The organism is Sphingomonas sp. Leaf21 (genome assembly GCF_916858675.1).
Classification (GTDB): Bacteria; Pseudomonadota; Alphaproteobacteria; order Sphingomonadales; family Sphingomonadaceae; genus Sphingomonas.
Genome location: NZ_CAKASM010000012.1, coordinates 16,633 through 38,278, shown reverse-complemented (window position 1 = coordinate 38,278; position 21,646 = coordinate 16,633). Strand labels below are relative to the sequence as shown.

Annotated in this window: 18 protein-coding genes and 3 pseudogenes; 17 read left to right on the top strand and 4 right to left on the bottom strand. The window is 62.8% G+C overall.

The genetic code is table 11. The features are described from left to right. Positions 1–42: 42 nt before the first annotated feature. Entirely contained in the window at positions 43–390 is a 348-nt protein-coding gene (locus LRP66_RS18375; RefSeq protein WP_443026692.1) for a DNA -binding domain-containing protein, read from the bottom strand. A gap of 217 nt (positions 391–607) precedes the next feature. Continuing rightward, positions 608–775, bottom strand: a complete 168-nt coding sequence (locus LRP66_RS18370) for a transcriptional regulator domain-containing protein (RefSeq protein WP_443026691.1) — start codon at positions 773–775, stop codon at positions 608–610. A gap of 265 nt (positions 776–1,040) precedes the next feature. Here LRP66_RS18370 and LRP66_RS11045 point away from each other — a divergent pair, with 265 nt between their 5' ends. The 7 genes and pseudogenes from LRP66_RS11045 to LRP66_RS11015 form a co-directional block, all read left to right on the top strand. Further along, positions 1,041–1,844, top strand: a complete 804-nt coding sequence (locus LRP66_RS11045) for a LuxR family transcriptional regulator (RefSeq protein ID WP_230482651.1) — start codon at positions 1,041–1,043, stop codon at positions 1,842–1,844. A 54-nt stretch (positions 1,845–1,898) separates the two neighbouring features. Further along, the gene (locus tag LRP66_RS11040) at positions 1,899–2,507 is read left to right on the top strand and encodes an acyl-homoserine-lactone synthase (protein ID WP_230482650.1); all 609 of its coding nucleotides are present in this window, start codon (positions 1,899–1,901) and stop codon (positions 2,505–2,507) included. Next, positions 2,504–3,394, top strand: a complete 891-nt coding sequence (locus LRP66_RS11035) for a phytanoyl-CoA dioxygenase family protein (protein ID WP_230482649.1) — start codon at positions 2,504–2,506, stop codon at positions 3,392–3,394. The genes LRP66_RS11040 and LRP66_RS11035 overlap by 4 nt, the downstream gene beginning before the upstream one ends. Then, positions 3,391–3,993 carry a GntR family transcriptional regulator gene (locus tag LRP66_RS11030; RefSeq protein WP_230482648.1) on the top strand — a complete coding sequence of 201 codons (603 nt, stop codon included), beginning with the start codon at positions 3,391–3,393 and terminating at the stop codon, positions 3,991–3,993. Before LRP66_RS11035 ends, LRP66_RS11030 begins: the two co-directional genes overlap by 4 nt. A gap of 415 nt (positions 3,994–4,408) precedes the next feature. Then, positions 4,409–4,639 (top strand): annotated as a pseudogene (locus tag LRP66_RS11025) (transposase); the annotation flags it as partial. A gap of 55 nt (positions 4,640–4,694) precedes the next feature. Further along, positions 4,695–5,918, top strand: a complete 1,224-nt coding sequence (locus LRP66_RS11020) for an IS256 family transposase (protein ID WP_230482647.1) — start codon at positions 4,695–4,697, stop codon at positions 5,916–5,918. A 42-nt stretch (positions 5,919–5,960) separates the two neighbouring features. Continuing rightward, positions 5,961–6,496: pseudogene (locus tag LRP66_RS11015) on the top strand (IS5 family transposase); the annotation flags it as partial. Positions 6,497–6,687: 191 nt separating this feature from the next. On the opposite strand, the pseudogene LRP66_RS11010 reads toward LRP66_RS11015, so the two are convergent. Next, positions 6,688–7,860 (bottom strand): annotated as a pseudogene (locus LRP66_RS11010) (IS701 family transposase); the annotation flags it as partial. Positions 7,861–8,238: 378 nt separating this feature from the next. Continuing rightward, entirely contained in the window at positions 8,239–12,354 is a 4,116-nt protein-coding gene (locus tag LRP66_RS11005) for an RHS repeat domain-containing protein (RefSeq protein WP_230482646.1), read from the bottom strand. A gap of 184 nt (positions 12,355–12,538) precedes the next feature. Here LRP66_RS11005 and LRP66_RS11000 point away from each other — a divergent pair, with 184 nt between their 5' ends. The 10 genes from LRP66_RS11000 (at position 12,539) to virB11 (ending at position 21,627) form a co-directional block, all read left to right on the top strand. Continuing rightward, the gene (locus tag LRP66_RS11000) at positions 12,539–13,054 is read left to right on the top strand and encodes a hypothetical protein (protein WP_230482645.1); all 516 of its coding nucleotides are present in this window, start codon (positions 12,539–12,541) and stop codon (positions 13,052–13,054) included. A gap of 183 nt (positions 13,055–13,237) precedes the next feature. Beyond that, positions 13,238–13,606 carry a TrbC/VirB2 family protein gene (locus tag LRP66_RS10995; protein ID WP_230482644.1) on the top strand — a complete coding sequence of 123 codons (369 nt, stop codon included), beginning with the start codon at positions 13,238–13,240 and terminating at the stop codon, positions 13,604–13,606. Positions 13,607–13,682: 76 nt separating this feature from the next. Then, complete coding sequence (locus tag LRP66_RS10990; RefSeq protein WP_230482643.1) at positions 13,683–13,997, top strand: TrbC/VirB2 family protein; 315 nt, start codon at positions 13,683–13,685, stop codon at positions 13,995–13,997. Position 13,998: 1 nt separating this feature from the next. Beyond that, positions 13,999–14,283 carry a type IV secretion system protein VirB3 gene (locus tag LRP66_RS10985; RefSeq protein WP_230482642.1) on the top strand — a complete coding sequence of 95 codons (285 nt, stop codon included), beginning with the start codon at positions 13,999–14,001 and terminating at the stop codon, positions 14,281–14,283. Next, positions 14,256–16,649 carry a VirB4 family type IV secretion/conjugal transfer ATPase gene (locus tag LRP66_RS10980; protein ID WP_230482641.1) on the top strand — a complete coding sequence of 798 codons (2,394 nt, stop codon included), beginning with the start codon at positions 14,256–14,258 and terminating at the stop codon, positions 16,647–16,649. The genes LRP66_RS10985 and LRP66_RS10980 overlap by 28 nt, the downstream gene beginning before the upstream one ends. Further along, positions 16,646–17,911 (top strand): type IV secretion system protein, encoded by a 1,266-nt coding sequence (locus tag LRP66_RS10975; protein ID WP_230482640.1) that lies wholly within the window; start codon positions 16,646–16,648, stop codon positions 17,909–17,911. The genes LRP66_RS10980 and LRP66_RS10975 overlap by 4 nt, the downstream gene beginning before the upstream one ends. Then, the gene (locus tag LRP66_RS10970; protein WP_230482639.1) at positions 17,908–18,828 is read left to right on the top strand and encodes a virB8 family protein; all 921 of its coding nucleotides are present in this window, start codon (positions 17,908–17,910) and stop codon (positions 18,826–18,828) included. Before LRP66_RS10975 ends, LRP66_RS10970 begins: the two co-directional genes overlap by 4 nt. Continuing rightward, positions 18,825–19,481 carry a TrbG/VirB9 family P-type conjugative transfer protein gene (locus tag LRP66_RS10965; RefSeq protein WP_230482638.1) on the top strand — a complete coding sequence of 219 codons (657 nt, stop codon included), beginning with the start codon at positions 18,825–18,827 and terminating at the stop codon, positions 19,479–19,481. Before LRP66_RS10970 ends, LRP66_RS10965 begins: the two co-directional genes overlap by 4 nt. Continuing rightward, on the top strand, positions 19,478–20,608 hold the full coding sequence (locus tag LRP66_RS10960) for a TrbI/VirB10 family protein (RefSeq protein ID WP_230482637.1): 1,131 nt from the start codon (positions 19,478–19,480) through the stop codon (positions 20,606–20,608). Before LRP66_RS10965 ends, LRP66_RS10960 begins: the two co-directional genes overlap by 4 nt. A gap of 41 nt (positions 20,609–20,649) precedes the next feature. Continuing rightward, a complete protein-coding gene (gene virB11 / locus LRP66_RS10955) occupies positions 20,650–21,627 on the top strand; it encodes a P-type DNA transfer ATPase VirB11 (protein WP_230482636.1) in 978 nt (325 codons plus the stop codon). Positions 21,628–21,646 lie beyond the last annotated feature (19 nt).

The following is a 21,646-nucleotide window of genomic DNA, read 5'->3' as shown; positions in this document are numbered from 1 at the left end:
AGCCGGAGTGGCGCCGCAAGGAAACCGGTCCACCCGGTCGGGTCACGCGTCCGGCGCACTGGTGCCGCGCTCGCGCCGTCGCAGCAGGTCGCGATAGCCTCCGGCGGCCATGGCCCGCGCGCCGGCGACGAGTCGGCGGACTTGTGAGTGGAGCGACCGGCCGGGCGCATGCCAGTCGCGCCGGGTGCGTGCCTCGCCGAACAGCGTGCATGCGATGTCCTGGTAGCTGGCGCCGCTCGCCCGGGCATCGGCGACCCGCAGGATATCGATCCAGCGTGGCATGCGCCGGTCGGGCGGATAGAGCGTCGCGGCAAAGCCGCCGGCGCGGCACAGGGTGACGAGCCGCCTGAGCGGCAGCAGCCGGGACTCGGCGGAGCATAGCCCCCGCAACCGGTACGCCAGGATGACGGTGCCGCCCGCCCGAAGCGTGCCGGCCTCGACATCGACGCGGATGCGACGCCAGCCATCGGACAGGACGGCATGCTCGCGTGCGTCCCGACCCTCGACGACGGTCAGCCACGGCGCCAGTCGGTCGAGGTTGACGGCGTCGGGATCCGGACCGGAGGCCGGCGTGACGGTGACCGACAGCGTGCCGGGATCGAGCGCTTCATGCCACAGGATCCGTGCGGCGGGCGCGCCGATCCCCGGATCCTCGGCAAAAGTGCAACCCCCAGCGCTGGAGCGCGCCGGTGGGCGGCTCTGCGCCGCGGGTGGCCATGCTGGCGCGGGTATACCAGGCGACATAGGCAGGGTCGCGGCGCAGCCATTCCCACATAAGGCCGGCGCGATCGGTGCGGGCGAGGCGCCGGTAGGGCGCGGGATCGCGCCAGTCGGTCGGATGCGGCCATTCAGTCACGCCGTTGCCAAGCGGGGGTCTCCGCATGTTGACGGGTCAGTACCGTTCCGGACGGGTATTTCGTTTCGCCCGGGTTATGGCTGTGATAGCCTCCGAGGCTCGGGAAGCAGCCGCGCGGCCGGGGTGAGAAGCCGGAGAGGCGCGCAACGGGGAAGAAAAGGACGGCCGGGGGATCGCCGGTGGCTTGAAACGCCGCCCTGGGCCGGGGTGCCGCGCGATGCAGATGCGTGCGATGGCGTTCGAGCTGATGGACCTGGTGGACGCCGCGCGCGATGCCGACGACCTGGCCGGCGCGATGACGCGGATCACCCGCCATCTCGGCTTCGACCATTACGCGCTGGCGCATCATGTCGACCTGCGCGCGGCACGGGGCGAGGCGATCCTCCTGCACGACTACCCGCCGGAATGGGTCGACTATTACGAGGCGAACCGGCTGGGGGTCTCGGACCCGGTCCACCGCGCCAGCCATGTGACCAGCGTCGGCTTCTGCTGGTCGCGCATCCCGGCGATGATCCCGCTGACCGCGGCCGATCGCCGGACGCTGGCGCTGGGGCGCGAACAAGGGATCGGCGATGGCTTCACCGTGCCGGCGAACGTCCCCGGCGAAGCGCATGGGTCCTGTTCGTTCGCGCTTGGCACCGGTCATGCCATGGCACCTGAAGCGTTGCCGCTCGCCCAGCTGGCGGGCGCGTTCGCGTTCGAGGCGGCGCGGCGGCTGTGGATGGCACGCGGCGCACGAACCGACCCTGCGCCCAGCCTGACCGATCGGCAGCGCGACTGCGTGCTTTGGATCGCGCGGGGCAAGACCGACTGGGAGACCAGCCGGATCCTGGGGATCAGCGAGGAGACGATCACCTGCCATGTCCGGCAGGCCTGCGAGCGATATGAGGTGAACAAGCGGACATCGCTGGTGATCCGGACGTTGTTCGATGGGACGATCAGCTTCCGCGACGTGCTTCGCCCCGGCCATCCCCCTTTTCCGGGATAGGCGAGCGCCGACCCTCCCCGTGATCATCATGGCGGCACAGCAAGGAGAGCCGCCATGATACAGCTGATCCGCAATGTCCCACGACCGCTCGAATATCCGATCCTCCGGCGCATGTTCGCGGCGCGCAAGGCCGTGTTCGTCGACCTGCTCGGATGGGACGTGCCGGTGGTCGACGGCCGGTTCGAGCTCGATGAGTTCGACGACGGCCACGCCCGCTACCTCATCGTGACCGATGCGGCGGGTGCGCATCGTGCTTCGGCACGGCTGCTGCCGACGACCCGCCCGCATCTGCTCGGTACGCTCTTTCCCGGTTTGTGCGCCGATGCGCCGCCGACGGGGCCGGCGATATTCGAGATCACGCGCTTCTGCCTCGACCGGTCGCTCGATGCCCGCGCCCGCCGCACGGCGCGCGACGCGCTGGTGGTGGCGCTGGTCGACCATGCCCTGGCCAACGGCATCGCGCACTACACCGCGATCGCCGGGCGCGGCTGGTCCCGGCAAATCCTCGCTTTCGGGTGGCGCTGCCGCCCGCTCGGACCCGTGCAGGCGATCGGCGGGGAGCAGATCACGGCGCTTGAGATCGCGATCGAGCCAGACACGCGAGCGCTGCTCGCCGCCACCGGGATCGTCGGGGCGGACGTGCCCGTGGCGGTCGCGGCATGAGCGGGCTCGCGGTGGCGGCCCAGCCCGACAAAGATGCCGAGGCTTGGCGCGCGCAGTTGCTGCGCGACGGCTATTGCATCATCTCCGGCCTGTTGCCGGGCGAGACGCTCGCGCAATTAGACGAGGATCTTGCGGCCGCCTTCGCGGCGACGCCATTCGGCCGCGGCGGCTTCTACGGCGAGACGACCCAGCGGTTCGGCCGCCTGCTCGCCCGGTCGCGGCATGCCGAGCCGCTGGTCATGCATCCGCTGGTGCGCGAGGTGGTGGAAGGGCTGCTCGCGCCGTGGTGCGACACGCTCCAGCTCAATGTCGCGCAGGCGATCGCCGTCCATCCGGGCGCGCCGCAGCAGGTGCCGCACCGCGACCAGAACATGTGGCGGGTCGAGCCGGGCGCGATGGAGTATCTTGTCAACGTGATCTGGCCGCTGACGCCGTTCGAGGCCGACAACGGCGCGACGCTGGTCTGGCCGCGCAGCCATGGCCAGCTTGCCGCGAGCCATGATCCCGATACGCCGCCGTGCGCGGCGGTGATGGCGCCCGGCTCGGCGCTGCTGTTCCTGGGCTCGACGCTGCACGGCGCGGGGCCGAACCGGAGCGACGCAGTACGGCGGGGCGTGGTGGTCGGCTATGCGCTGGGATGGCTCAAGCCCTATGAGAACCAGTGGCTCGCCTATCCACCAGCGGTGGCGCGGAGCTTCACGCCCGAACTGGCGGCGCTGGTCGGCTATCGCCAGCATCGTCCCAATCTCGGCAATTACGAGGGCCAATGTCCCTCGATCCTGCTCGGCGACGACATCGACGCGGCGATCGGCGCGGTCGACGCGCTCCGGCCCGACCAGGCCGAGATGGTCGCGGCCTTCGTCGCCGGGCAACGGCCGGGCGGATGAACGCTGGCGCGACGACCGAGCGAGTCCATGAGGCGGTCCGGCGGATGATCCTGATGCGCGGCCTGCGACCCGGCGCGCGGCTCGACCCGGCCGTGCTGGCGGATGGACTTGCTACCAGCGCAACACCGGTGCGCGAGGCGTTGAACCAGCTGTGCGGCGCAGGACTGGTCGATGCGCGCCCCGGCGGGGGCTTCCATGTCCCGATGATCGACGCGCCCGCGCTGGCCGACCTCTATCGCTGGAACGAGGAGGTCATCGGGATCATTCTGCGATCGACGGGTGGCAGACTTACCGTCGACACGCGCGAACAGGAGCACGGCGGCGATATCGCGGGTGCCACGGCGGCGCTTGCGGAGCGGCTCGCCTGCGCATCGGGCAACGAGGAACACCTGCGCGCCATGCGCGACATCAACGCACGCCTGCATGCGGTCCGCTTAGTCGAGGCCGACCTGCTGGCCGACACCGCCGAGGAGTTGGCACGGTTGTCGGCGGCGGTCGACAGAGGCGACGCAGCGGCGCTGCGCACCGGCTGGCGCCAATATCATCGTCGCCGCCAGCAACTCATCGCCGAGATCGTGCGCGCGCTCCTGCGGGGTTAGGCGCAAGTCTGGTTCAGATACTGCTTTGCCGACCAGTCGCCATCTATTGATATAAAGTCAGCAACGATGATCACCATCATATGCGAAATTAATTATTGCCAGACAATAATTTAAGTCGCGTGCCTTACCGGATGGCGGCATCATAATCCGACGCGAGGACGACAGTAGCGCAACGCTGGCACCGAGCGAAGTGCTCACATGATAGACGCAATTCTTCTTTGTCGTAGCGTGCGCCGTGAAGGCGCTAAGGGTGACGGCAGCGCTTCAGATTCTGCTGCTGTTCCGTGCCGGGGGCCATGACGGCATGATGAACGGTGGCTTTGCCTTCGTCTCGTTAGACGCTAGGTTGCGTCTGCATTTGGAGGATTCCCATTCGCGGTAAGTTCTGATTCAAGGCTGGCGAAGGAGCCGAGCCTTGAGCAGACGCACGCTGACGGATGAGCAATGGGAGCGGATCGCTGGATATCTTCCGGGCCGCGAGGGAACACGCGGCCGCAGCGGCGTGGACAACCGGCTGTTCGTGGACGCGATCTTGTGGATGGCCGGCAATGCTGCGCGCTGGCGTGACCTGCCGGAGGTGTTCGGCAAGTGGACAGGGGTACATGCCCGGTTCCGGCGCTGGTCGCATGCCGGTGTGTGGGAACGGGAGTGTCAGGAATTTCGTGTGCGGGCGGGCATAGAGGGAAAGAAGGAGACCCGATATGTCCCGACGCAAAGAGCCTGCGATACCGAACGAGTTACTGGATCAGTTGCTGGCCGGCGGTGACGCGGGCACCGCTTTGGCGCAGGGTGGCCTGCTCGACGCGCTGAAGAAGGCGCTGACCGAGCGCGCGTTGAATGCCGAGATGGATCATCACCTCGCCGGTGAAGATGGCGCGGGCAACAGCCGCAACGGTTACGGTCGGAAGACGATCACGACCGATACCGGCAAGTTGGCGATCGACGTACCGCGCGACCGGCAAGCCAGCTTCGACCCGCAGCTGATCGCCAAATACCAGCGGCGCTTTCCAGGTTTCGATGAAAAGATCGTGTCGATGTACGCGCGCGGTATGAGTACCCGGGAGATCACGGGTCACCTGCACGATCTGTACGGCATCGACGTGTCGCCCGATCTGATCTCGACGGTGACCGACGCCGTACTCGACGAGGTGGCGATCTGGCAGCAGCGGCCGCTGGATCCGGTCTACCCGCTCGTCTTTTTCGACGCCTTGCGGGTGAAGATCCGGGACGAGGGCATGGTGCGCAACAAGGCGATCCACATCGCCCTGGGCGTCCGTGCCGATGGTGCCAAGGAGGTGCTGGGTCTGTGGCTGGAGCAGAACGAGGGTGCCAAATTCTGGCTCAGGGTCATGAACGAGCTCAGGAACCGCGGCACCGAGGACATCCTGCTCGCCGTCGTCGACGGGCTGAAAGGCTTTCCCGAGGCGATCACCGCCGTGTTTCCCGACGCCGTGGTTCAAACCTGCATCGTCCACCTGCTGCGAAACTCGATGGACTTCGTGTCCTGGAAAGACCGCAAGGGGCTCGCGACCGCGTTGAAGGAGGTCTACCGCGCACCCAGCGCCGAGGCGGCCGAACAGGCGCTGACGGCGTTCGAGGGCGGCACGTGGGGCACCCGCTACCCTGCCATCGGCCAGAGCTGGCGACGCGTCTGGACCGAGGTCATCCCGTTCTTCGCCTTTCCCGACGAGGTTCGGCGGATCATCTATACCACGAATTCCATAGAGGCCTTGAACTCGAAGCTGCGCCGGGCCGTGCGGGCCCGGGGGCATTTCCCCAGCGACGAGGCCGCTACCAAGCTGCTCTACCTGATCTTGAACCGCTCGGAAAAAGAGTGGAGAATGCCGCCACGTGAGTGGACCATGGCAAAGGCCCAGTTCGCCGTCATCTTCGGCGAACGCTTCATCAAGGCCATGGCGGCGTGATGTTCATCCGCCCGCCCGCACACGAAATTCCTGACACTCCCGTGGGAACGACTTTTCCATAGCCTGGCCGATACGCCGGACTTCGAGTACGTCCTGATCGACAGCACCATCTCGAAAGTCCATGCCGATGCGGCAGGCGCAAAAGGGGGGCTGAAGCTGCCGCGATCGGCCGGTCCCGCGGCGGCCTGACGACCAAACTACATGCAGCCGTCGATGCCATCGGCCTGCCGATCCGCATCCATCCGACGCCCGGCCAACGGGGCGATCGTCCCGAAGCCGAGACGTTGCTGGCTGGCTTGAAGGGCGTCGGCCACGTCATCGCCGATGCCGCTTATGACGCCGATCCCCTACGCACCTTCATCGCCCACGACCTCGGCGCCACCGCGCAGATCAAGGCCAACCCGAGCCGAACCGCCAAACCTCCCATCGACTGGCGCCTCTACAAGGAACGTCATCAGGTCGAGTGCTTCTTCAACAAGCTCAAGCGCTTCCGCCGCATTGCCCTGCGCTGCGAGAAAACCATCTCCGCCTTCATGGGCATCGTTCATCTCGCATGCGCCATGATCTGGCTGCGATAAATGCAGACACGACCTAAGATTACGGTTGCGTTTTTAATCGGAAATGCGAGCGCTGTGCGGCGGCTTGATGGGCACGTCGCCAGCATGACCAAGCGATAACGTGACGAGGCTCGATGCGTCGCTGTGCCAGCCTGATGACGATACGGCGAATTTCCTGGACGGACCAGCGGATCAGGTCGGTGGCTCGTCCAGGCTCTTTTTGGGGGCGCGGCATTGTCGCGGGTACGGATGGCCGCCAGCCTTGCGAAGGCCAGCATGGCGAGCGAGACGTGCCGGCGCCAGCCATGCCAGGAGCGGGTTTCGTGGTGGTCGAGGCCGAGTTCATTCTTGGCGGTCTCAAAGCTGTCCCCGATGGCCCAGCGATGTCCTTCCACCCCAACACGGGTTTCAATGGTTGTGCCGGCCGGGCACCAGGTCGTGAAGAAGGCAAGGTCATCACCAGCGACGTGGCGGCGCATCAGCAGGCGTCTGGTCCATGTTCCGATTACGCCATAGACATATTCGTCGGCTTCGAGGTCGGCGAGCTCGAAATAGGCCCAGTCATGAACGCGCTCGCCCTTGGTGCCCTGCCCCGCCGACAGACGCTGCCAGGCAGCAAAATCGAGGTCGTTTGCGATCTGCGCGGCGGTGCCCGCGACGACCGGCTTGTCGCCCCATGAGCCGAAGCGATGGTCGCCCTTCACGCCCAGCACATAGCCCTTGCCGGCACGGCGCAGCACTTGCTCGATGTCGCCGACACCGCAGACCGCATCCGCCGCGACCCAGGCGAACGGCATACTGGCCATGATCGCGCGTTCGGTCATCTTCACCGCCAGCGCCGGCTTGGTTGCGAATGCCGTGCCCTCCGGCCAGGCGTGCCGGATCAGCGGTCCAGCCCTTCGGCAGGTAAAGCGCACGGTCGACGAAAGCATGGCTCTTGGCCGAGACATAAGCGGCGAACACGCCGATCTGGCAATTGGTCACCTTGCCGGCCGCCCCGGTGTATTGGCGCCCCACGCCGCACGATGCCTTGCCCTGTTTCAGAAATCCGGTCTCGTCGATGACCAGCACCGCATCATCAGCGCCCAGGTAATCGAGCGCATAGTCGCGCACGACGTCGTGCAGGGCATCCGCATCCCACGGTCCGCGGCCCAGGATCGCCTGCCGCCGCCATGGTCCCGCGTCGCTGGCCGCTTCGGCACGCATCCACCCGGTCTTGCGGCGCTCGTCACCCAGCAGGCCATCCAGAAACCTGTTCGCCGACGCCGCCGCACGCGCCTAGCTGAACAAGGGCCGCATCCGCGCCTTCACCTCGCGCAGCGATGATGCCCAAAGCTCCAACGTCGCCTCGATCGATGCTTCCGTCACCAAGACCTCCTCGTCATGGTGACCCATTGATTCAGAATACGATCAAAAACGCAACTGTAATGCTAGGTCAAAGCTGCGCACGCCACTTAATGAAAATGGCTCGCGAGTTCCAATTGGAAATTGGAATCAAACCCCTATCAAGTCAACCTAACTATTAAGAAGTAAAGCCTTGTATGGCGCTGTACTTGTGTGGGACGACATTGACGAGTTTTTCGAGTTGTTTGAGGGGCATTTTTTTAAAGATGAACGTAACAGTTCCGTCACTATTTTCTTCAACCCGCATGGGGGAAAATCCGCTATTTTTATAGTAATCGTCAACTAGCGACTTATGCTCTATGAGAGTGGTAAATCGCATTCCTACACTTTCATCAGTCATAAACCACTCGCTTTGTCGGTTAGAGTCCGGGGCACCGGGTTATACCATAACCTGACAAAGGAAGAAACTCCCCGGGTTTCAGATCAACGGGCAATCCATTCTTTCCGGCAACGATGGCCCCAACCGAATTATATACCAGATCTTGGTTGCCTGACAGTTGGGCCTCACCGGTCTTGATCTCGTGTATCTGATAATATCGACTTCCTGGAATTCTCGCAATGATATCAGCTCGAGCTAATACGCTTCCGGAGGGAGTGAACACCCTGAGTGACACCTCGGTAGCAACCTGATAACCGGCCGCCCGAAGTCTTGCCGCCTCCAACTTGACATAATTGTCATGGTTTTGCCGCCTGTCTCGGATTGAGAAACACGGCGGCTTCTTCCGTGAATTTTTTGGTGCTGGCGCCGACTGCCCAGGAGTGAATCCTCCGCCGCCAGGGGTGAAGCCAGGATTTGATGGGAAGTCTGGGATGTAAGTGCACTGCGTGACGTAATGGCCGCCACCAACTACAATGTCTCCATTAGTACCGGTATATGTAGGAAAGCCACCGGTCAGTTGCTCTCGACAAAATTGATAAAGTCCTGTTGGATCAGTGAGATTGACGGGATCGCTGCCCACATAATTATAAAGGTTCAAGCCGGCCCTATAGCCGATGGGGTCAGGCTGCATAAAGCGACCAAGAGTCGGTGAATATATGCGAGCTTTATAATGGGCCATGCCCAGTTCAGGAATCCAAGCCTGCCCAGTATATTGGAAACGCGCCACATAAGTGCCGCCAGGAATGCCATATTCATCATAGGCCATGATCTGGCTGGCATTGCCGGCATCGTCAGCCGTCGAAACGATTGAACCGCGCTCGTCGGCATAGAGCCAGATCCGGCCCTGCGGACCGTAGCTCACGATTGGATCGTCGTTACCGGTACTGGGGACGTGACGCCGCGTGATGTTGCCGCCCGCATCATACTCGGCAATCATCTGGTCGCCTGCGTAGCCGAACCTGGTAATACCGCCGCCATTGACGGCGGTATAGGTCAGGCGGCCGAGGGCGTCATAGGCAAGTTGAGCGCCGGTGCTCGAACCCGTCAGATGGCCGAGCGTATCGTATGAATAGCTGATCCCACCATTGGCATCCGATATGAGGTTTCCGCGACCGTCATAGCCCAACGCTCCCGCGCCCACTTGCGTATACTGATTGAGGGCATTGGCCGTATAGGCACGATCGGCTGCGACTTGGGCGGTCCAGGCGTAGCTGTCGTTCGAACGCGTCTGGATCGTCGTCCGAGACAATTGATCGAAGGTCGAGCCGTATGTGACATCAGCCGTCGTGCCGGCAAGGTCGTGGGTCAGGCTCGACAGACGCGAAATGCCATCATAGCCGTAGCTGCTCGATGTGCCATTACCGCGAGAGAGCGTGGTACGACGCCCGAGTGCATCATAACCGTATTCCCCCAACACCATCGCACCGTTTTCGCGGATGCGCTGTAACAGCCCGTCGGGGCGGTATTCATAGGAGGCAAAGAAGCCATCACTCCAGGTCACTCGCGTACGATTGCCTGCAGCGTCGTACATATACGATGTGGCGCGGGCTCCGATTCCACCCGGATTGCTGGTTTCCGACGTCATTCGACCGAGCGCATCATACGCCATCGACGTCGTATTAGTCCATGGGGCCTGACCGTTACTATTCGATGATGAGATGACCCGACCAAGGAGATCAAAACTTTGGGAGATATTGCTGTTTGCTCCGCCAGCTGGAAGGCTGATGGTAGTTATCTGTCCCAGCGCATCTTGACCGTAATAAATTGATGATGCATCGCGTTGGCGCAGCGAGGTCACATCGCCGTAGCCGTTGCGATTTATATATTCATAGCTCTGGTCAGCATAGGTCGTCCGGATTAGCCGATCATAGCCATCATATTGATAGGCCGTCACGTTCGATTTTGCGTCTGCAATGCTAGTGATCTGTCCATTACCACTATAAACGTAGTTCACCATGACGACGCCATTCAGCTTTTCGCTCGCAAGCCGTCCATCGCTACCATAGAGACGTTCCCGAACGTCGTCCGAACTGGCACCGCCGTTCAGAACCGCACAGGCATCGCCCGACGCACCGCCGCTTCGCGCTGCGGTGCAACGCAGCCGGTCGTCATTGTCGTAGGCATAGTCGGTCAGCTGCGAAACAGAGCCTCCCTGTGTCACCGTCGCGCTCGGTCGGCCCTTAGCGTCATATAGCGTGGTGACGGATTCCGAAGCTGAGAATGCATTCCATGCCGCATCATCGAGTCCGGTGACTGTGCCAACTGCGACTGAGCTGACCCGTCCAGCGCCGTCGCGGGTCGTTCGCGTGGCGCGCCTGGTGCCCGAGCCATCGGCCGCAGGGGCCGCCGCGATCTGGCCAATGACCTCACGCATGCGATTGTAGCGCGTCGCGACCGTGTCGCCACTGCCCGCAAGCGGCCCATCCACCGTGACGGGATTGCCATAGAGATCGTAAGTCATTGTCGTCGTGGCCACGACCGAGTTGTCGCCAGCGCGGACGGTAATGCTTGTCGGCAGCAGATTGTTCGGCTGACCAGGCGTGCCGTACGCGATCTCGGTAACCGTCTCGTTCGCGGTACCCGCGCAGGTCGTTGCGACCGAGCATTCCGTCGTCTTAGTCAGCTTCCAGACCGGCGAAGGGCCTTGCGTCAAGGTGCCAGCAGCATCGCGATAATAGGCGTATAGTTGCTGGTAATCGAAGGTCTTTTCGCGACGTGGGGCGCCATTGCCCGCCGAAGGCCATGTAACCTTGGTGACTTGACCATGCGATGCGCCATATTCGTAGTTCGTGACCTGGCCGCGGACGTCGGTCGTGGTGACAGGCTTGTCGCAGGCGCCTACCGGACAGGACGCCGCGTAGGTGGCCGAGGTCGATATCTGTTCGACACCGCCTTTGGCGACGGTGGTCGTGGTGACGATGTTGCCGCGTCCGTCGCGCGCGTAGTTGGTACGGTTACCCTCCGGGCTGACGATGGAGGTAAGGTAGTTCCCCGCGCTATATTCATAGCGGGTGGTGCCACCGGTTCCAACTCGGATGCTCGTCAGCAGCTTTTGATCGAAAAGGCCGGTGACTACGGTTTGCAGGCCTGAGGGCGCAGTGACAGTCGTAGTGCGGTCGTTACCTGAAACAGCATAGTTGTACTGCCAGGTCGAGCCACCCTTGGTATAGCTGGTGACACGATTGCCTTCGTCATAGGCGATCGTAATGAAATTCTCCGGATAACCGGCAGGCCGGATCGCCACGATGCGACCAGATCCATCGTAGGTAAGGTCCGTTTGCCGCCCCTCGGCGTCAGTGCGTGACTCCACGGTCCCGCTGGCGGTGTACCGCGCGTTATTCCATGTCGGGCTATCGAGGAAGCAGGTCTGGATGGTGCAATATTGCTCGGCCGAATTTGTCGCGACGACACCGGAAATCGTCATCCAGTTGCGCGCGTTATTCTGATCGAGCCCTTCCTGGCCACCGTAACGATAGCTGAAGAGCAATCGGTATCCATCGCTGCTCGATACGGTCGAGACCCGGCTGATCTGGTAAGTGCCGCACCCGCCGGCGCAGAAGGGGACCTGTCCCAGTTCATAGGCGATGTCGACGATCTTGCCGTTGGGATAGGTGATCTTGACGACGCGCTCAGCGGCGACACGCACGGTCTCGGACCGAACCGCCGCGCTGAACTGGTATATGACGCCGTCCGCGGTCGTATACACATGCCCCTGCGCATTCGTCGAGATGACGGCGCCAGTTCCGTTTACGCTGTCGTTGTGCGAGAAGCTGAACTTGTCGGTCGTCGCGCCTATGGTAACGTTGAGATAACCGCCAGCGTTGGTGAAGCTGGTCGTATAATCATCGTCATAGCCACGATCCCGCTGAATTCGCGAATACGACAGTCCGAAGTCGTTGGTAACATCACCAATGCTGATTTCGGAAGACGAATAATAGAATTTACCGGTGATGAGGTCCACGCCGCGCTCGTCACGCTGATAGTGTTCAGGCGGCGTCGGCTGATCGCTGGCGGCTTGGGCGATGGCGATTGATGGGAGAAAAATGCCACTAGCTACGATCGACGAGCCAAGCAAAAACAAAAGCTTCGCTTTCATCTTATCCCCCGATGTGTTGCTGGCCACGACTCCGTGCCAACTCCCGTATGGGGATAGGATCGATTACGTTTGTGACGTGATCATGAAAATTAAATGACGCTATGACGTCATCTTCGTGTCATGCTACCGTCATCAAATTATGAAAGTTTGCTAATGCGCGAGATGGCTCGCTTCGGGGGCTGACATGAGAAAAACCTCTGTTCTGGTCATGATGATCGCATTGGCTGGTGCACTGACACCTGTTCAAGCGGCGGAAACGGTCACCTATTCCTATGACAATTTGGGGCGGCTGACGAAGGTCGTACGCAGCGGCGGCCCTGCGTCCGGGGCCACCGTCGATATCACGCACGATGCGATGGCGAACCGAACGAGACTCATCTCGACGACCGGACAAACATCGCCTGGCGGAAGCTGCACATTCAACATTGAGGATGCCAGCGGAAACAGCGAATTCAGCTTCGACGTCATCGTGCGGCGGACAGGTGCCTGCGGAGCAAATGTCGTTGTCAACTACAACGATGGACTGGGCCGCACCGGCCAGTTGACCTTTGCGCCCACCGACGATTTCAAATATTTTACTATCCCCGGCGCGGGCAGTAATTGTTATAGTGCAACGGCCACAGCCACCATTGCCGTCGCGTCAGGCCCCGGAACGGTTGGTAGAGGCGCTGCGACTGTCACCGTCGTCAGCAATTGTTGAATTGGTCACAAAGGGCTCATGGAACACATAGGGCGTATTTTGAAAGTTTCTGCCTGTAGATAAGATGAAGCTCGATTCTTTGCCCTTCCCCCGGAGGCTCTGGTTGTGGCCGGATAAATCCGGAGGATACGTAATGCGGTGAGGCATGCTTCCGCCCAACCAAGGAAAGGATTATAAGGGGTGATGTCGGAAAGCATCGTATCGGCAGTTGTTTGGATCGAGCATATGATCACGGGCTCATTGGCTACGTTGGTTGCGACGATCGCCGTCGGCACTGCTGGGCTAGCAATCATGATGGGCCGATTGCCAGTGCGACGTGGCGCCGAGATCGTGCTTGGCATTTTCGTCGTTTTTGGAGCGCCAGCCATCGCGCGGGGGATTTCGGCATTGCCTATGCCGGAACGGGCCGAAATGTCGCTCCCTGCATCAAATCCGCCCATCGTCGTGAGAGCGCCACCCATGGCTGCCTATGACCCCTATGCCGGAGCATCCGTCCCGCAAACACGGGCATCTTCCGACATTTTTGCAGCTGGCAAGCAGATTTACCGGTGAGGTAAATTTGAAAGGTCAAGGATTGACGATAGCAAACATACCGTCAACAAGTAGGTACTGTTTTAGGCGGGGATGAATGGTGTCGATCAAATCTAAAATCAGTGTCATCTCTCTCGTTGCTTGGCCGCAAGTTGCTTTGGCGCAAGATAGTTTTGCCGACCCTGCCGGTTCGGGTCCCATCGTGGGTGCCATGCAATGGCTGCAGCATACGCTACTCGGCACGGTCGCGACGGTATCCGCCATCATCGCCGTAGCTTTGATTGGCTTCCTCATGCTATCCGGTCGGATGAACTGGCGCTACGGCGCGACGGTGATCCTGGGCTGCTTCATCCTGTTCGGCGCGGCAAGCATCGTCGGGGGCATTCAGGCATCGGCTGGCGGCGGCCTTTGACATGGACAGCCTCGATCGGGACGTGCTGTTTACGGGTCTGACGCGTCCGCAGATGCTCCTCGGCGTCACCTATGGTTTTGCCATCGCCAATGCGATCCTGACCACCGAGCTGTTCCTGATCTTCAAGTCGGCCTGGGTGCTGGCCGCAGCCGTGGTGATCCATATTCTCGGCTTTGCGGCATGTCTGCAGGATCCTCGCATCTTCGACCTCTGGTTGGTCAAGGTGCAGCGCTGTCCTCGTATCAAGAATTACCGGTTGTGGCGTTGCAACTCGTACCGCCCGTAGGTCAGCCTGAAGATTGGGCGCGCGAGGCAGCGGCAGGCTCACACCTGCCGTACCTGGCGCAGATCGATCAGCATACGCTGATGCTGCGCGACGGGCGGCTGATGCAGGTCATCGCACTTGATGGCCTGCTGTTTGAAACGGCCGAGACAAGTGAGATCAACTACCGCAAAGCTCTGCGCGACGCGATGCTGCAGGCGATCGGCTCGTCGCGCTTCGCGCTCTACCATCATATTGTGCGCCGACGCGTCGATATCGCGATCGAGGGTGCTTTCCCCGATCCCTTCAGCGCGCGTGTCGATGCGGCGTGGCAGCAGCGGCTGGCCACCAAGCAGTTGTTCGTCAACGAGCTGTTCCTGTGCCTCATCCGGAGACCGGCGCAGGGCAGAGGCGGTTTTGCGGATCGGCTTGCCAATCTGTTCGGCCGTATCTCGACCGAAGGGCGTTCGACTGTGCTGATCGAAGAACGGCGCCAGCTCGAAGCGGCCACCGACGCGATGCTTGCGGCGCTGGGCGCCTATGGCGCGCGACGGCTGGGTAATTACCCGCTCGCCGGGGGTACCTGTTCGGAAATCCTCGACTATCTCGCGCTGCTCTATGGAGGCTCTCCCCGGCCGGTGCAGTTGCCGGAGAGGGACATCGGCCAGGCTCTACCCGACCGGCGGATCAGCTTTGGGGCCGACACGATCGAATTCGGCAGTGCAGGCGATGCGCCGCGCGGCTTTGTCGGCATGGTCGGGGTCAAGGAATATCCGGGCGCGACGGGGCCGGGGATGCTCGACGAACTGATGCGGCTGCCGATCGAGTTGACGGTGACGCAGAGTTTCGGCTTCGTCGACCGACAGGCCGCGCTCGGCAAGGTCAACCTGACGCTGCGCCGGATGCGGGCGGCGGACGACGAGGCGCTGAGCTTGCGCGGCGAACTCGCCGGAGCGCGCGACGATCTGGCGGCGGGTCGCGCGGCGTTCGGCGAGCATCACCTGACCGTATCCGTGCGCGGTGAAACGCCCGAAATGGTCGACGCCCATGTCGCAGAGGTACAGGCGGCATTGACGGATCTGGGTATCATCGCGGTGCGCGAGGACATGGCGCTGGAGCCTTCCTTCTGGGCGCAATTTCCCGGCAACTTCCGTTACATTCCGCGGCGCGGGCTCGTTGCCAGTCGGAACTTCGCCGGGCTTGCCAGTCTCCATAATTTCCCGGTGGGGAGCGCAACCGGCAATCACTGGGGCGATGCCTTGACGGTGCTCGAGACGACGGCGGCCGGGCCCTACCATTTCAACTTCCATCACGGCGATCTCGGCAATTTCACCGTCATCGGCCCATCGGGCTCGGGCAAGACCGTGGTGTTGAATTTCCTGCTCGCACAGGCTCGTCGCTTCGATCCGCGGATCGTCTTTTTCGACAAGGACCGCGGCGCCGAGCTGTTCCTGCGAGCGATCGGCGGGCGATATGACGTGCTGCGCGCCGGCGAGCCCGCCGGGCTCAACCCGCTGCTGCTCGACGACACAGCCGAGAACCGACGCTTCCTAGTCGAGTGGCTGAGCCTGCTCGTCGGCGATGCGGGCCGCCCGCTCGATGCCGATGATCTGGCGCGGATCAAGGAGGCGGTGGATGCGAATATGGAGGCGCCGCGCACCTATCGTCGGCTCGGTCATTTCGCCCAGCTGCTGCAGGGCGGACATCGCCCGCGCGCGGGGGATTTGGCAGCGCGCCTGGCACCCTGGTGGGGAAGCGGCGAACATGCCTGGCTGTTCGACAACGCCGAGGATCTGACCGACCTCAGCCAGCGTGTCGTCGGCTTCGACATGACGCGTATCCTCGACACGCCGGTCGTGCGTACGCCCGCCATGATGTATCTGTTCCACCGCGTTGAGGAGCGACTGGACGGAAGCCCGGCGATCATCGTCGTCGACGAAGGCTGGAAGGCGCTGGACGACGAGGCGTTCACCGCACGCATCCGCGACTGGGAAAAGACGATCCGCAAGCGCAACGGCATCGTCGGCTTCGCCACACAGAGCGCGGAGGATGCCCTGGAAAGCCGCATTGCCTCGGCGATCGTGGAGCAGGCGGCGACACAGATCTTCATGGCCAACCCCAAGGCGCAGGCGCGCGACTATGTCGATGGTTTCGGCCTCAGCACCCACGAATATGACCTGGTGCGCGGCCTCCCCGACAATGCCCGGGCCTTTCTGATCAAGCATGGCCAGGAGAGCGTGGTCGCGCGGCTGGACCTTTCGGGCGAAGGGGACTTGCTGACCATATTGTCCGGACGCGAGCGTACCGTGCGGTTGCTCGACGCGATCCGGGCGGAAACGGGAGACAATCCGCAGAACTGGCTACCCCGACTGCTCGAGGCGGCACGGTGACGCTTGGCTGCGTTCCCGTCGATGCGGATGCAGGCGTCGTCCTTCGCTTTGCGGCGAACGCGGAGTGTGCCGCCCAGATGATCGGCGCGGACGGCTTTCAGGCGATGATCGGCGGCCCGATTGCAGCGGGGCTGTTGTCGGCGCTGGTGACGATCTTTGTCGCGATCATCGGCTATCGGCTGGTTCTCGACAATGCGCCGCGTTTCGACGAGGGCATAGGGCGGGTCTTCCGGCTGGGCATCGTGCTCGCGCTGGTCACCGGCTGGCCAGCGTTCCAGACACTGGTCTACGACACGGCGACACAAGGGCCGGAGGAGATCGCCGCTGTCATCCTGCCAGCCGCAGGTTTGTCGCCGACCGATCTGCCGTCGCGGGTGCAACAGGTCTATGATGCCATGCGCCTGGGAGCCAGTGGCGATCCGAGAACAGGTGCTCCGCAACAGGGAGCGTCGTCTTCTGCGTCCACCACATCGCAGCCTGGCACGGCAGGGGCCGCCGCAGCGCCGCAAACCAATGCTGGTCAGCCGGGGCTGGATGCTTTGCCGCAGAGCGCATCGATTTTTGCAGTGGCAACGATCGGCACGCTGGCGGCGCTGCATCTGGCGGTCGGCTTATTGCTCGCGCTCGCGCCGCTGGCCATTTTGGCGCTGCTCTTCGACGGCACGCTCGGGCTGTTCAATGGCTGGGTTCGCGCGCTCGTGGGCACCGCGCTCGGCGGGCTTGCCGCCACGATGGTCACAGCGGTGATGCTAATCCCGATCGAACAGGAAGTGCTGAAGCTTCAGGGGTGGCGGGGTGGTGGCGTGCTGGCGGTGGTCGACCCCCAGGCATTGCCCACCCTGGTACTCGCCAGCGCCGTGGCGATACTGGTCGCGACGCTGGCCGCGGTTCGGATGGGCAGTGCCCTGCGCTATACCCCAGCGGCTGGCACCATCTGGGGTTCTGCCGTACGGAACAGCAGCCGTTCGGAGGTGTCCGTTTCGGCAAACACGCAAGTGGCGTCCGCACAGACCAGGACCAACGCCGTTCCTGGGCGCGACCGCGCCGCAGGCGTCGCGGAAGCCTTGGCAATGTCGGTACGACGCGAACAGCAGTTGGGCGGCTATAGCGGCTCTGGGGCAATGACGCCGCCCGGTGCATCGTCGGCAAGCAGGCCGCAGGATCAATTCGCGGTGACGCCCGGCGGGCAGGGAATGGCAGCGCGTCGCACGGTGCTGCGCCGTTCGCGGGTTGCTGCATCGCGAGACAAGGTGGGGCGGTGAAGAAAGACTATCACGCACAAGCCGAGAGCTGGGCGCTCGATCGAGAGGTTCAGGCGGCACGCTCGCGCCGTACCGCCTGGACGGTTGCTGGCATTGCCGTCGCGGTGGGGCTGTTCGAAGCCATCGCACTTGCGATGCTCGCTCCCCTGAAGACCGTCGAGCCCATCACCCTGCTGGTCGATCGGCAGACGGGTTATGTCCAGGCGCTCAACCCGCTTCAGCCGCAGCGCATCGCGGCGGACGATGCGCTCACCCAATCCTACCTGGCGCAATATGTTATCGCCCGCGAAGGCTTCGACCGGGCCACGGTTCGCCCGGATTATCGCAAAGTCGCCCTATGGTCGGCCGGAGCGGCGCGCAGTCGCTATCTGGCCTCGATGCCAGCAAGCAATCCCAATAGCCCGCTGACGCGCTATCCGGCGGGCACGACGATCAGCGTGCAGGTGAAGAGTGTGTCGCGCATTGGCCAGAATGTCGCGCTTGTCCGTTTCGACACCCAGCGGGTCGACCGCGACGGGCAGGTCGCTGCGCCGTCACCCTGGATTGCAGTGATCCGTTATCGCTTCGTCGATGCGCCGATGGCGCTCTCGGATCGCTTGATCAATCCGCTTGGCTTCCAGGTAACGGGTTATCGCCGCGATGCCGAAGCTTTACCGCCACCTGATGCCTTGCCTCCTTCCGCGCAAACGGCTGGCGCACAGCCGACTCCGCTGGCCACTATTCCGGCCCCCGTCACGCCTGGTCGCGTGGTGCAGCCGATAACGCTGGGGCGCCCGGAGACGACTAGGACACGTCGCGTCGAATCTGCATCCTATCAGGAGGGTGGTCCCCGCGCGGTGCCGATCAATCAATTACCGATGGGCTCGCCGCTTTCGCCGAGAGCGGACGCGCCGCCTGCCGGGACAGCCCAGCCATGATCCTAACCATGCTGGCCTTGGTCGCGCCGCAGGCGATGCTCCAGCCCTCCGACCCCCGGATTCAGACGCTTGCCTATAATCCGGGGCAGGTGGTGACGCTGGCGGTCGCGCAAGGCTATGCGACGGTCGTCGAACTGGTGCCGGAGGAACGCGTCGATACGGTTGTAGTCGGCAATAGCGCTGGCTGGCAGGTTACCGCTTCGCGCGCTGGCGACAAGATCGTCGTCAAGCCGCTGGCGGGGGCCACGACCACGAACCTCGTCGTCATCACCGAAGCGCGGCGTTACGCATTCCTGCTCCAGCCGGGCAACGGCGATATGGGCACGCCGTTCATCGTCCGCTTCACCCCGCCACCCGAGCCGCGCGCGAGTGCTGATGCAGGCGAACAAGCCCGCACCTTCCGCCTGTCAGGCGACAAAAGCCTGTTCCCCGAAGAAATGTCAGGCGACGGTCAACGCACCCGTATCCGATGGAAGCCGAACGTGCCATTTCCAGCCATCTTTGCCGATGATGGCCGCATGAAAGAGACGCTGGTCAACGGACGTATGGTCGACGGCGTCTACATTATCGAAGGTGCCGCGCGGCGCTATACCTTCCGTCTGGGCAAACAGCGTGCCATGGCGACGGCTATCGCAAACGGAAACCGGAGATGACGGCGCCCACGCCCCGCAGCCGTGATCCACGACCGACCGTGCGTCTGCCGCGCGCGGGTGTCCCGGGCGTCGCGATCGCCGGGGGGGCGGTGCTCGCCGCAGGGCTGCTCTTCGCGGTCCTTGATGCGCGGCGCCGTGACGATCGCACCGGACCTAGGGTAGATACCGCCCAACAGGTCAGCGCCTTTCCGTCACCACCGAGCCTAGCACTCCCGCCGGAGCCACAGGCGACACCTCAACCGCCGGTTGTCCTGGTCGCGCCGCCAGCCCCTACCGCGCCGCCTGTCATGCCGCGGCCTTATATCGCGCCGCAGCCCTCGCAGCCGGTGATCGTCGCCGCGCCGCCACAGCCGATACCGATGCCGCAATCCGCCATGGCGCGAGAGCGGCGGACTGCGCCTGCCGAAGAGCCCCAGGCGCTGATCATCGATGGCGGTATCGAACGGCAGCCCGATGGGGGGACATCCCAGGCCGCCAAAGTGGCGCAAAACGGCAATCAACAGCGCAATCCCATGATGCAGGGGCCGGGATTGGGTAGCGATACGGCGCCCGCGCAGGCGGTATCGCTTCGCAACCCGACCATGGTCATGCCGACCGGCACGATGATCCCCGCCGTGATCGAGACGCCGATCGACACCGCGCGGCCCGGCCTCGTCCGGGCGATTGTCAGCAGCGATACGCGCGGGTTCGATGGACGGCGCGTCTTGGTGCCGCGCGGCTCGCGGCTGGTCGGTGAGTATCAGGCCGTCGTACAGGGGGGGCAAAATCGCGTGCTCGTCAACTGGACACGCCTCATCCGCCCTGACGGCGTGACCATCGCGCTGTCGTCGCCAGCCGCTGATGCCCTTGGGGGTGCCGGCGTTCCCGGCAAGGTGCATAGCTTCTTTTTCCAGCGCTTCGGGGCCGCCTTGCTCCAGTCTGCGATGACCGTCGGCGTCAATCTCGCCTCACGCCCCGGCAATGGCTCGGTGATCGTCGGGCTGCCTTCCAACCAGATCAACACCACCGTCGGCCAGGGCCTGCTTCCCAACGACTTGCGACCCAAGATCACCGTCAAGCAGGGGGCCGAGATCAACGTGTTCGTCGCGCGCGATCTCGACTTTTCCCTCGCGTCGGCCACACCGTGACCGACACTGTCGCGTCTTACCTCGGCGTCTATCTCGCGCCCTTGACCCAGTTTCTGGAGCAGGGCGATGTCACCGACATTTACATCAACAGGCCGGGCGAACTGTGGGTAGAGCGTCTCGGCCAAAAGCCTGAGCGTCACGATGCGCCGGGACTGACCGACACCTTGCTGTGGCGACTGGCCAAGCAGGTGGCGAGCATAACCCATCAGGGGATCAGCCGCGAGCACCCTCTTTTGTCCGCGCGGCTGCCCGATGGCTCGCGCATCCAGATCATCGCGCCACCTGCCACCCGTGGCCCGATCGCGATCGCGATCCGCAAACATCTTATCGTGGACATCTCACTCGACGACTATGCGAGACAGGGTGCATTTGATGAGACACGCGCTGGTACCACTCCGACAGACGGGGACGAGCAGCTTGCAGCACTGTACGAGGCACGTAACTGGACGGGCTTCCTCCGGGGGGTCGTGCGTGCGCGGAAGACAATCTTGGTTTCGGGGGGCACCTCGACAGGCAAGACAACGTTTCTAAATGCCCTTCTGCGGGAGGTCAAATCGAGTGATCGACTTGTGTTGATTGAGGACACACCTGAAATCAAGATCGCGCACGCTAACGCAATTGGACTGATTTCCATTCGCGGAGAGCTCGGCGAAGCTAGCGTGACGTCGGACGATCTCCTTACGGCAACTCTGCGCATGCGTCCCGATCGCATCATTGTCGGCGAATTACGTGGACCCGAAGCCCTTACTTTCCTACGTGCAGCAAATACTGGCCACCCGGGGTCTATGACGACGATCCATGCCGACACGCCTAATGGCGCGTTCCAGCAACTGGCGATGCTCGGAGCAAGTAAGGCTCATTTTGGAATAAATAACGATTTAATATCTTATGCACATACAATCATAGATGTTATCGTACAATTGCATCATTCAAGGGGAATTCGAGGTATATCTCATATATACTGGCGACAATCTAGCTCTTATATGAATAATAATGGTCATATAAATACAGTATATTGAATGTGAGAGTATTAGCAAT

What these genes read in the sequence shown, in the direction of transcription:
- LRP66_RS10995 (WP_230482644.1), top strand. Translation starts at nt 13,238, where the DNA reads ATGTCGGAAAGCATCGTATCGGCAGTTGTTTGGATCGAGCATATGATC.
- LRP66_RS11005 (WP_230482646.1), bottom strand. Translation starts at nt 12,354, where the DNA reads ATGAAAGCGAAGCTTTTGTTTTTGCTTGGCTCGTCGATCGTAGCTAGT.
- LRP66_RS11030 (WP_230482648.1), top strand. Translation starts at nt 3,391, where the DNA reads ATGAACGCTGGCGCGACGACCGAGCGAGTCCATGAGGCGGTCCGGCGG.
- LRP66_RS18370 (WP_443026691.1), bottom strand. Translation starts at nt 775, where the DNA reads ATGTGGGAATGGCTGCGCCGCGACCCTGCCTATGTCGCCTGGTATACC.
- LRP66_RS10985 (WP_230482642.1), top strand. Translation starts at nt 13,999, where the DNA reads ATGGACAGCCTCGATCGGGACGTGCTGTTTACGGGTCTGACGCGTCCG.
- LRP66_RS11020 (WP_230482647.1), top strand. Translation starts at nt 4,695, where the DNA reads ATGTCCCGACGCAAAGAGCCTGCGATACCGAACGAGTTACTGGATCAG.
- LRP66_RS10965 (WP_230482638.1), top strand. Translation starts at nt 18,825, where the DNA reads ATGATCCTAACCATGCTGGCCTTGGTCGCGCCGCAGGCGATGCTCCAG.
- LRP66_RS11040 (WP_230482650.1), top strand. Translation starts at nt 1,899, where the DNA reads ATGATACAGCTGATCCGCAATGTCCCACGACCGCTCGAATATCCGATC.
- LRP66_RS11035 (WP_230482649.1), top strand. Translation starts at nt 2,504, where the DNA reads ATGAGCGGGCTCGCGGTGGCGGCCCAGCCCGACAAAGATGCCGAGGCT.
- LRP66_RS10960 (WP_230482637.1), top strand. Translation starts at nt 19,478, where the DNA reads ATGACGGCGCCCACGCCCCGCAGCCGTGATCCACGACCGACCGTGCGT.
- LRP66_RS10990 (WP_230482643.1), top strand. Translation starts at nt 13,683, where the DNA reads ATGGTGTCGATCAAATCTAAAATCAGTGTCATCTCTCTCGTTGCTTGG.
- LRP66_RS11000 (WP_230482645.1), top strand. Translation starts at nt 12,539, where the DNA reads ATGAGAAAAACCTCTGTTCTGGTCATGATGATCGCATTGGCTGGTGCA.